At 49.9% G+C, this 10,037-nt stretch carries 9 protein-coding genes; 3 read left to right on the top strand and 6 right to left on the bottom strand.

The window, feature by feature from the left end:
* The 6 genes from RTV33_RS11505 to RTV33_RS11480 all read right to left on the bottom strand — a co-directional run.
* A partial coding sequence (locus tag RTV33_RS11505; RefSeq protein WP_312644391.1) for a TIM barrel protein occupies nt 1-553 on the bottom strand: 553 nt, incomplete at its 3' end.
* 81 nt (nt 554-634) lie between these two features.
* The gene (locus RTV33_RS11500) at nt 635-1,774 is read right to left on the bottom strand and encodes a Gfo/Idh/MocA family oxidoreductase (RefSeq protein WP_312644388.1); all 1,140 of its coding nucleotides are present in this window, start codon (nt 1,772-1,774) and stop codon (nt 635-637) included.
* Nucleotides 1,775-1,947: 173 nt separating this feature from the next.
* On the bottom strand, nt 1,948-2,931 hold the full coding sequence (locus RTV33_RS11495) for an ABC transporter permease (RefSeq protein ID WP_312644387.1): 984 nt from the start codon (nt 2,929-2,931) through the stop codon (nt 1,948-1,950).
* Nucleotides 2,921-3,964, bottom strand: a complete 1,044-nt coding sequence (locus RTV33_RS11490; protein ID WP_312644385.1) for an ABC transporter permease — start codon at nt 3,962-3,964, stop codon at nt 2,921-2,923. The genes RTV33_RS11495 and RTV33_RS11490 overlap by 11 nt, the downstream gene beginning before the upstream one ends.
* Nucleotides 3,964-5,484, bottom strand: a complete 1,521-nt coding sequence (locus tag RTV33_RS11485) for a sugar ABC transporter ATP-binding protein (RefSeq protein WP_312644425.1) — start codon at nt 5,482-5,484, stop codon at nt 3,964-3,966. Before RTV33_RS11485 ends, RTV33_RS11490 begins: the two co-directional genes overlap by 1 nt.
* Nucleotides 5,485-5,553: 69 nt before the next feature.
* Nucleotides 5,554-6,672, bottom strand: a complete 1,119-nt coding sequence (locus tag RTV33_RS11480; protein WP_312644383.1) for a substrate-binding domain-containing protein — start codon at nt 6,670-6,672, stop codon at nt 5,554-5,556.
* Nucleotides 6,673-7,174: 502 nt separating this feature from the next.
* Here RTV33_RS11480 and RTV33_RS11475 point away from each other — a divergent pair.
* From RTV33_RS11475 to RTV33_RS11465, 3 genes are read left to right on the top strand one after another with little or no spacing between them, the layout of a single operon-like run.
* Nucleotides 7,175-8,482, top strand: coding sequence for a MurT ligase domain-containing protein (locus RTV33_RS11475; protein ID WP_312644382.1), 1,308 nt, complete (start codon nt 7,175-7,177; stop codon nt 8,480-8,482).
* Nucleotides 8,479-9,192 (top strand): hypothetical protein, encoded by a 714-nt coding sequence (locus RTV33_RS11470; RefSeq protein WP_312644381.1) that lies wholly within the window; start codon nt 8,479-8,481, stop codon nt 9,190-9,192. Before RTV33_RS11475 ends, RTV33_RS11470 begins: the two co-directional genes overlap by 4 nt.
* On the top strand, nt 9,189-10,031 hold the full coding sequence (locus tag RTV33_RS11465) for an HAD family hydrolase (RefSeq protein WP_312644380.1): 843 nt from the start codon (nt 9,189-9,191) through the stop codon (nt 10,029-10,031). Before RTV33_RS11470 ends, RTV33_RS11465 begins: the two co-directional genes overlap by 4 nt.
* Nucleotides 10,032-10,037: the final 6 nt, after the last annotated feature.

Raw genomic sequence — 10,037 nt, 5'->3', positions numbered from 1 at the left:
CCTGCACCTCGTCGTCGCCCGTCACCATTACAAGGTTCGCGGGGTCGTAGTTTACGGCTATACCCTTGTTTGGCAGGCTGTCGATAAAGTCGCATAGTGTGGTAATTTTTTCGGGACCGGTCTCAAACGCAAAATAGCCGCTCTTGCTCTCGGCATATTCGCCAAGCTCAGCACATGCGTCGTACAGCACGCGGTAGGCAGGGTCGTTCTTGTCTTCGGGGATAACCCCCGCATGGGTGGTGACCACATTACTGCCCAGTTCCAAAGCCAGATCCAATGTTTTTTTCAAGTAGTGTATCTTTGCGGGGTTATCCTGCGCAATTTCCAAGCCGTAGCCGCCCACCTCGCCGCACAGCGCGGTAACCACCTGGTCGCATTCCTTTAAGGTGCGCTTCACCTCGTCAATTTCCGCCTGTGTCAGCTTTAACGGGTCAAGCTCACCCGCTGCATAAAGCTGAACGCCCTGCGCGCCGCACTTCTGCGACTCACGTATGCCGCCCAGCAAGCCCACGCCGAACCAGTCTGCAAGGGTACCTATTTGAAAAGGTTTCATTGCTGCCATCTCCTTTTTTATCAATCCGTTTTAGCAAGCGAGCCCCGCACTGCTGCAGGGCTCGTTTGTCATTGTTTACGGCTAAATCTCAACCCATGCCTGCTTCTTCGCGCTTTCTACAATCTTATCACACAGCAGCATCTCGCGCAGACCGTCCTCAAAGGTTGCAAAGTCACCCTTAGAGGTATCATGTTCGCCAATCGCCCTGTAAATGCTGATGAAGTTTTGCTTGATGGTATCGGGGAATCCCTCGACATGTCCGCCCGGATAGCTGATGACCTTACCCGTTTCGCCGTACAGCACCGACGGATCTTTCACCGCAACCTGATTGTAGCCGTCGCGTCTGCCAATCCACAGCTCGTTGCCGTTTTCACTGTCCCAGTGCGCCGCGCATTTCGAGCCGCCCACCGACACAATCATCTGGTTCTTTCTGCCGGCATAAACCTGGCTCACCACAACAGTACCGCGTGCGCCGTTGTCAAACTTGAACATGACGGTACAGTAATCCTCGGTGGTGATGGGAACCTCGGCGTAATCCTCGGGTTTCAGCGCCATGCCGCTGTAGGTGGCAATGGGTTTGAGCGGTTTTTTTCTGGTTTTATGAAATGTCGCAAAATCCGCCATTACCGCGACGGCTTTCAGCCCGGTCACACTCTCCACCATATCAATCCAGTGCGAGCCGATATCGGCAAATGCGCGCGATTCACCCGAAAGCTCAGGCTCCAGGCGCCAGCTGTAGTCGGTGTCGTAATACAACCAATCCTGCAGGTAAGAGCCATGTACGGTGAAAATCTCGCCCAAGTCTCCGCTTTTTACCATTTGCTTCAGCTGATACGGCAAGGGGTTGAAGCGCAGGTTAAAGTTGATGGCATTTACAACACCTTTTTCTTTTGCAAGGTCTGCCATCTTTTTTGCCTGCTCGGCGCTGGTTGCCATCGGCTTTTCACAGATGACCGCAACACCCTTTTCAATCGCATACAGTGCAATGTCACAGTGGGTGCTGTTGGGTGTGCAGATGTGAATCGCATCCAAGTTCTCACTGTCGATCATGTCTTTGTAGCTGGCATAGCCCTTGGGTACGCACAATGCCTCTGCTTTTTGATCGGCACCAGAGGTGTCGGCAAGCGCCACAACGTCTACATTGCCCATTCTGCGCAGCGCTTCGATATGCGCAACACCAATAAAACCGGTTCCAACTACGCCTGCTCTGAATTTTTTCATAATAGATTACCTCCCTGCGGCTGTAAGCCGAAATTTTATATTGTCATTAAGCCACCAAGCAGTATTTCAAAAAAGGATATGAGCCGTGCAGACAACTCATATCCTTATGGTGCTTTTGCCGTAGCCTAAAAGTTCGCTTTTTACAAGAATCTTGCGCGCGGATGCGCCACCTGCTACTGACGAATGGGCTTGGAACGGTTGTATGCAGTGAGCAGCACGATGAGCACAATGCCCATGATGATATCGCGGATAGACTGCGAGAAGTTGAGCACCGCGAGGAAGTTGCTGAGCACGATGAGCAGCAGCGCACCGGCAATAGAGCCCGAGTACGAGCCTTTACCGCCCGCCAATAAAGTACCGCCGATTACCACAGCGACGATAGACTGCATGGTAAAATCATCGAACGACTGGCACTTTAAAAAGCGCTTGTCTGCCGCACCGATGATTCCTGCTACCGCACTGAGCGCACCGGACAGAGTATATGCCAAAATTTTAACTTTTTTGGTTTTTACGCCGGTGAGGTAGGCAGCAGAATCGTTGTTGCCCGAAAGGAACAGCTGTTGCCCGTAGCGCGAACGGTTTAAGAGATAAAACATAATTGCAAACACAACTGCACAATAGAATAAAATGGTGGGAAACACGCCCAGCAGACGTGTGGTGACGCTCTTCGAGAACAGCTCGCCGGTCGAGCCGTTGGGCGTACCGCTGGTTACCACATACTGCAGGCGGGTAACAACGTTTGCCACACACATGGTAACAATCATAGGCGGCAGGCCAATTTTTACAACGCCAAAGCCGTTGACCAAGCCGATGATGCTGCCCACAATCAGCGCTACCACAACTGCCGAGAGTAGGTTTTCATCCTTGCCAACCTGAAATGTAATGACAAACAAGCCCGCAATGGACATCACCGCACCCACAGACATATCAATACCGCCGGTGATCATCACCAAAGTCTGCCCCGCAGCCGCCAAGGCAAGCATGGAGGTTAAGGCAAAGATGCTGCCAAACGCATTTACGTTAAATGAGCCGGGGTTGATGATAACATTGAGAATGTAAAGGCAGGCTGAAATCAGCAGTGCCATACCAATCTGATTGTTTTTTGCGAAGGAGGCAAGCTTAGAGGGCGATTTGATTGCTGCTGTATTATTTGCCAACCTTCTCACCTCCTTTGATCTGCTTTGCAATCCCCTGTTTAAAGGCGGCTGCCTGTGCACGGTTGGTGAACAGTGTTGCAACCAGACCCAGCAGGATAATTGCGTCGGAAACCAGGTTCTGCCAGTAGGTGTTTACCTGGAAGCCGGGAATCAGCTTGGGGAGCAATGAGAAGATATGGTAAACCGAGTTTTGAATCAGCGCCAGAAAGCCCGAGCCAAACAGCGAGCAGGAGAGCGTACCCCAGCCGCCGCTGAGCGAAATTCCGCCCAAAATACAAGCGGAGATCGAGCGCAGGCCGTAATCCTCACCCATCAGCGGGTTGCCCGAGGCAGACATTGCGGTAAGGCAAAGCCCTGCAGCACCGGTAAACACACCGCAGATGATGTAAACCTTCATTTTGGTGGCCGCCGAATTGATTCCGGTGGCATACGCATTGCGTTCGTTGCCGCCAATGGCGTACATGTGGCGAACCAGCCTGGTGCGCTTAAGGTACAGCCAGAAAGCAAACGCCACCGCTACCACCAGTGCACCAAATGGGATAAACCCAAGCAGGTTGGAGGCATAGGGCTTGTAGATGTAATCGGGAACCGAGCCCTGCGGCTTGGGCATAATCAGTACGTTTAAGCCCTTGATGATGTAGATCATCGCAAAACCCGCCAGCAGCGGGGGAATACGAAGGTATGCTACAATAAAACCGTTGAGCGCAGAGATTGCCACCACCGCGAGCAGCCCGCAAAACCACGCAAGCGGCAGCGGCAGCCCCAGCTTAATCGGCAGCATAATTGCAACAACGTTTGCCAACGACATTTGAATGCCGATGGAAATATCAATAATCCCCATTATCATAAGCAAACCCTGTGCCAGCGTTACCAGAATAAGCGGGGTGTAGGTTTTCATCAGCAGGCTGATGTTTTGCAGGGTAAAAAAGCTTTTGGGCCCCTGCACGCAGATGTTTATAATCAGTACAATCATAAACAGCACAAAACCTGTAAACGCAGGGGATTTTTTAAACTTTGCAAATGCTTCTTTCATTAGTTCAGAACCTCCCCTTCTTTTGCGGCCTTGTTCAGGGTAAGTCCCATCATAGCGGCAACCAGTTTTTCCTCTGTACGGGCGGCACCTGCCAGCATTGCACTGACGCGACCCTCGTAGAAGATGTAGATACGGTCAGAGATGTCAAGCAGCTCCTCATTGTCGCTTGAAACAATAATAACCGTCATACCCTGCTCGGTGCAGGCTTTCAAAATCTTATGTATCTCACGGCGTGCATTGATGTCGACGCCCTTTGTGGGGTCATCCAGCAGCAGCAGCTTTGGCGATAGTGCAATCCATCTGCCCACAACCAGTTTTTGCTGGTTGCCGCCCGAGAGCGAGTTCGCAGGGTCGGACAGCTTGCCGATTTTAATTTCGTATTTCTCCACCGCGTCCTGTGCAAAGGAGTTAATCTCCTTCGGGGTGAGCGGCGCAAACAAACCACCCTTAGTCACCTTACCCGCATAGACGTTCTCTGCAACAGAGCGCAGCGGAAAGATCGACTCTTTGCTGCGGTCGCCCGAGATAAAGCCCATGCTTTTTGCAATCGCCTCGGATGGCGTACTGAACTTCACCTTTTCGCCGCAATAGAAAATTTCACCGCTTTGCACCTTTTCAGTGCCGAGCAGTGCGCGGATATATTCGGATTGACCCTGACCTTCCAGCCCGCCAATACCGACAATCTCGCCTTTATATGCTTCCAGAGAGATGCCCTTCACCTTGGGCTCAATGACCACGTCGCGCATCTCCAAAACTTTTTCGTCGTTTTTAATCGCCTCGCGAACCGCGTTACCATCTTGCTCGGCGGCTTCGGGGCGCTTGCCTGTCATATGGAATACAACTTCATCCAAATCCATTTCGGACATTTTGCCCTGCGCCACTGTTTTACCTGTTTTTAAAATGGTACAGTTATCACAAATGCGGTAGATTTCCGCCATGCGGTGGGTAACAATAATGGTTGCCAAACCATCTTTTTTGAGGTCAAGCAGCAGCTCGAACAGGGTATCCACCTCGTCTGCATGCAAAGATGCCGTTACTTCATCCAGCAACAGCAGTTTTGGCTTGGTGGCAAGTGCCTTTGCCACTTCAACCATGCTCTGGGTGGAGGGCGGCAGGTTTTGCACCAGCTCATTGGGGGCACAATCAATTTTTAGTCTTTTTAAAAGGGCTTCCACTTCGGTTCTTGCTTTTTTGCGATTCACTACACCAAGTGGTCCGCGCGGCTCCAGGCCAAGTACAACATTGTCAACTACTGACATGCTTGGTATAAGGCTGAGATCCTGATAGGCAACCGCAATTCCATGTTTTCGTGAATCGCTGGCAGAGCGGATCTCAATGGGTTTGCCGTCAAAAATAATCTCGCCCGCATTTGGCTTAACCAGACCACTTAACACCTTAACCATTGTAGACTTACCGGAACCGTTAGAACCAAGCAGAGCCCGAATTTCTCCGGGCTCTACTTGTAGAGATGCGCCGCCCAGAGCAACAACCGCGTCAAACCTTTTGGTTATTCCACGCATTTCAAACAAGGCAACTACCTCCAGTATTAAAATCAATTCTAACGAAAGGGGGCTTTGCAGCCGCTCCTCTTATTTAAAGTATGCAGCTCTGGCTTGATCCAGAGTGAAGTAGGACGAAACAGAGGTGGTATTGGGCAGATCTTTGATCTCTTCCAGTCTCTCTGCCATGTTGTCGTAGGTCATCTGCCAGATTGGGGGAACCAGAATGTTGTTAAACTCGCCGTTTACAACTTCCTCTTTCAGCTCGCCGCCCATTTTCAGGTTCAGTGCAACAGCAAGAGCGGTAGCACCAACTCCCGGGGGGTTCTCAGTAACGATGAAAGGCATAACCAGTTCGTTTTTGTTGATATCAGCAACTCTTCTGATCCACGAAACTTCCTCGGAGGAGGTGATGCAGCCGGGGTAGCCGACGTTGGCTTTCTCGATTGCGTTCATGATGCCGTTCGCACCCTCCTGGTTGAGGATACCGTCGTATTTTACGCCGGAGGAGATTACTTCAGCCATCTGCTGCTCAGCCTGAACATCGTCCCAGCCGTGCGCAAAGGTTTTTACGATCTCCATATTGTTCTCTTTGAGAATCTTCTGGTAAACTTCGTTTCTGATTTCAGAAGCGGAGTTGCCGTCGATGCCGTTGAACAGAACAACTTTTTTGCCCTGACCCAATGTCTTTACAACAAAATCAGCGTTTAATTTTGCCCATTCTCTCTGGTCAACGGTAACGTTGATGATTTTGCTGGAGTTGTATTCACAGTCAGCGTTGATGTAGGTAATACCTGCTTCAACTGCTTTGTCGATTACCGGATCCAGGCCTGTAGCAGCAATGGGGTTTACCATAATGATGTCAAAGCCCTCATTGATGGTCTGCTCAATCTGCTGAGACTGAACAGCGGGATCCATATTGGAGGTATAGGAATTAAAATCGGAGATGACACCGTCGCTCTGGTAACCTTTAACAGCCAATTTCATTTGATCCTCGTACACAGAGCGGTAGGGATTGCCCTCAATCTGCGCATTGTGAGACGCCACTTTAAACGGACCTTTTGCAGCCTCGGCGGGCGCATCGGAAGATGCAGGTGCATTTGAGGATGCCGGTGTTTCAGCAGGTGCAGAAGGTTCCGAAGCGCCGCAGCCAGCCATCATGCTGAGTGCCATCGCAAGAACCAACAGTACAGCTAAAATTCTTTTCATTGGTAATAGTCCTCCTTTTTTATTTAGCTCTTTGAATTTTTATAACAGAGCGGAATTTTCCGCTCAATTATATGGTATTTACGTAATTTTATTCATTTTTATATATCTTGTAAAAATTAGGCGAACCACTAAGTTTTAACAGTTTGCTCCATATTTTAACACCCTGCAAATTAAATGTCAATTGCAAGTGTATCTATTAGTGCTATTGCACAAACAAAGCTTTTGTTTTCTAAATTCATCCACAAAATATTCTATTTTTATCTTAAGGTATCTACTATAGATATACATTTTCAGAAAAGCAATGTCAATATCAATTATTGATTTGTAACTATAATCGGAAATTTGTACGGTTTTTCACCGGAAAATCCGTCAAAAAAGAGCTTGCTTTTTATAGAATCTACCAGCACGCGCTGTTGCGTACCTTTAAAATGTGCTATAATAAAAAAGTTATAAATTACGGACGGGGACAAGCATTCTCCGCCTGATTCGGAGTGAACTTACTATGAGATTTAAACTGGCTTTACTGGTTGGCAAGCTGATTCATTTTCTCGGTAAATACGTCGGCAAGGCAACCAATCTTCCGGGGGAGTACGCAATGAAAATCTGCCCCGACCTAATGGGCAGATTCCAGTTTCGGGGCAAGGTAATTGCGGTAACCGGTAGCAACGGCAAAACCACCACTGCAAATATGCTGGCCTACATCCTTACCGACCAAGGCTACAAGGTGGCAAACAACGCAAAGGGTAGCAATCTTACGGGCGGTATTGCAACCACCCTGCTTACCGCATCCAGCTTTGGCGGGGTGATTTCGGAGGATTTTGTGGTGCTTGAGGTGGACGAGCGTTTTTCCCGCCTTATTTTTAAGTTTTTTTCGCCCGACTATCTGCTGTGCACCAACCTCTTTCGCGATCAACTCACCCGCAACGGCAACATCGATGTGATCATTGAAAAGCTGCATGAAGCGATCAAGCCCTCGGTGAAGCTGATACTCAACGCGGACGATCCCATCAGCGGCAACCTTGTGCCGGAAAACGAGCGTGTTTACTATGGAATGGAAAAAACCTCACAATCCACGCTCGACTGCCCCAACATTACCCACGACGCAAAGGTTTGCCCCCTATGCTTTGGCCGGATGCGTTACGACTATTTCCATTACAACCACATCGGGCAGTTTACCTGCCTTTCGTGCGGATATGAAACCCCTGAGGCAAAATATTTGGCTACCGATGTTGATTTTGCAAGCGGCAGCTTTAGAATAAACGACATTTCAACTTTTGCCGATTACCGCCCGCCGTTTAACATTCTGAATATGACGGCGGCTGTAGCTGCCTGTTGCGAAATGGGGCTGGACATACATAAGGTGTGCGCGTCTGTGTCACGTTTTCGCGTGATGAAACAGCGCTACGACGAATTTAAGGTGGGAGACAGAACCGCCATTATGATTCTGTCAAAAAACCAGAACCCCGTTTCGTTCGACCAATCCATCAGTTATGTATTGGAACTGCCGGGTGAAAAAACGGTGGTTGCCTTTGTCAACAACATCAATCACACCGGCCATCGCGACACCACTTGGCTTTACGATATCAGCTTTGAACGTCTGCGCGGTAAAGTGGATTCCGTCGTTTGTACCGGCCCGCGCGCCTACGACCTCGCCGTACGCTTAAAGCTTGCCGGCTTCCCCGATGAAGCCATAAAGGTGCAGTGTGAGGTGCAGAAGATTAAGCCCGTGGTGAATGAGACCCGCGGCAGCATCTGCATTCTTACCGAGCTTTATGACGCGAATTCTATTTTGGAGGTAATCAGCAAATGAGCAGTGTCAATATTCTTTGGCTTTACGATGACTTGCTGGATCTCTACGGCGACAGCGGTAATCTCACCATTCTCTGCGACCGGCTGAACAAAATGGGCATCGATACCCGAATCAGCCGGCTCAGCCTCGGCGACAACCTCGATTTTTCGCTCTACCATATGGTCTATATCGGCCCGGGAAAAGCAAAAAACGTTGCCAGAGCAAGCGGGCATTTTCAAAAATATTCCGAACTGGCAACGCAGGCGGTTGCAAACGGGGTCATCTTCCTCGTCACCGGCAATGCGCGGTTGCTGTTTGGCAAAAGCTTTACCGGCTTTGATGGCGGTACCTATGAGGGCATAGGGCTGTTTGATTATACCGCACGCGAAACCGGCAACGTGTTTATCAGCGATGTAGTGGCAAGCCCCGTGTTTGCACCCGATGTAAGAGGCTACGGTTTCATCAACCGCACTGCCCATATCGACGGCAACAGCGGTGATTACCTGTTTACTCTGCAAAGCGGCGCGGGCGACAACGAAACCGAAACCGCGCACGAGGGCAACCTCGTCAATAACTTTTTCGGCACATGGCAGCTTGGCCCCGTACTGGTAAAAAACCCGCACCTGCTAAACGAGCTGTTACGCCGCCTTACCGGGGAAAACTACCAAGAGCCAGACAACTCGCTGGAGCAAAAAGCATTGAATTTAACTCTTGAGGAGTTCCAGCTATGAGCACCCTGTATATCACCGATTTGGACGGAACGCTTTTTGATAATACCTCCCAAGTGAGCGAACCATCCGCCAAAATCATCAATTCACTGATTGATGAGGGTGTGCTGTTCAGTGTAGCTACCGCCCGCTCTACCGCATCGGCAATGGAAAAACTGAGTGCCATCCGCTTTCGCCTACCCATTGCACTGATGAACGGCGTGCTGCTGTTTGACACTGTCACCCACACCTACATCAACCACTTCCCGATTGATGCAAAAACCGCCGCGGCAGTAATCGATACCATGGACGAGTTCGGGCATACGGCTTACGTGTTTACCTTTGCGGAAAACCAGCTTTATGCCAACTATAAAAAGCTGACAACAAGCTTTCAGCGGCAGTTTCGCGAAGAGCGCAAAGCAAGCAGGCTGAAGCAGTTTGAGCAGGTGAGTGATTTCCGCACCTTGCTTGGCATGCGTGATATCATCTTTTTTAGTATGACCGGTACATACGACGAGCTTCTTCCCCTGTGCAATCAACTGAAAAGCACAACAGCAGGGCTGAACATATTGATGTATGAAGACCATGTCAACCGCATCTGGTTCCTTGAAGCCTTCGACGCCCATGCAAGCAAGGCCAATGCGATGCTTTACCTCAAGCAGTACTGCGGTGCTGCTGAAACGGTGTGCTTTGGCGATAACTACAACGATGTGGATATGATGCACGAGGCCGACCGCAGCTACGCGGTGGCAAATGCGGTAGATGCGGCAAAGCAGGCCGCTACCTCTGTGATTGGGTACAATTACGAGGGCGCTGTTGCTGCATTGATGCAAGAGGAATGCAAAAAAGCGGGCATCTTATGATGCCCG

The organism is Hydrogenoanaerobacterium sp., from assembly GCF_032017025.1.
Lineage (GTDB): Bacteria > Bacillota > Clostridia > Oscillospirales > Ruminococcaceae > Hydrogenoanaerobacterium.
Note: the sequence above shows the minus strand (reverse complement) of the source record. Positions and strands in the feature narration are given on the sequence as shown.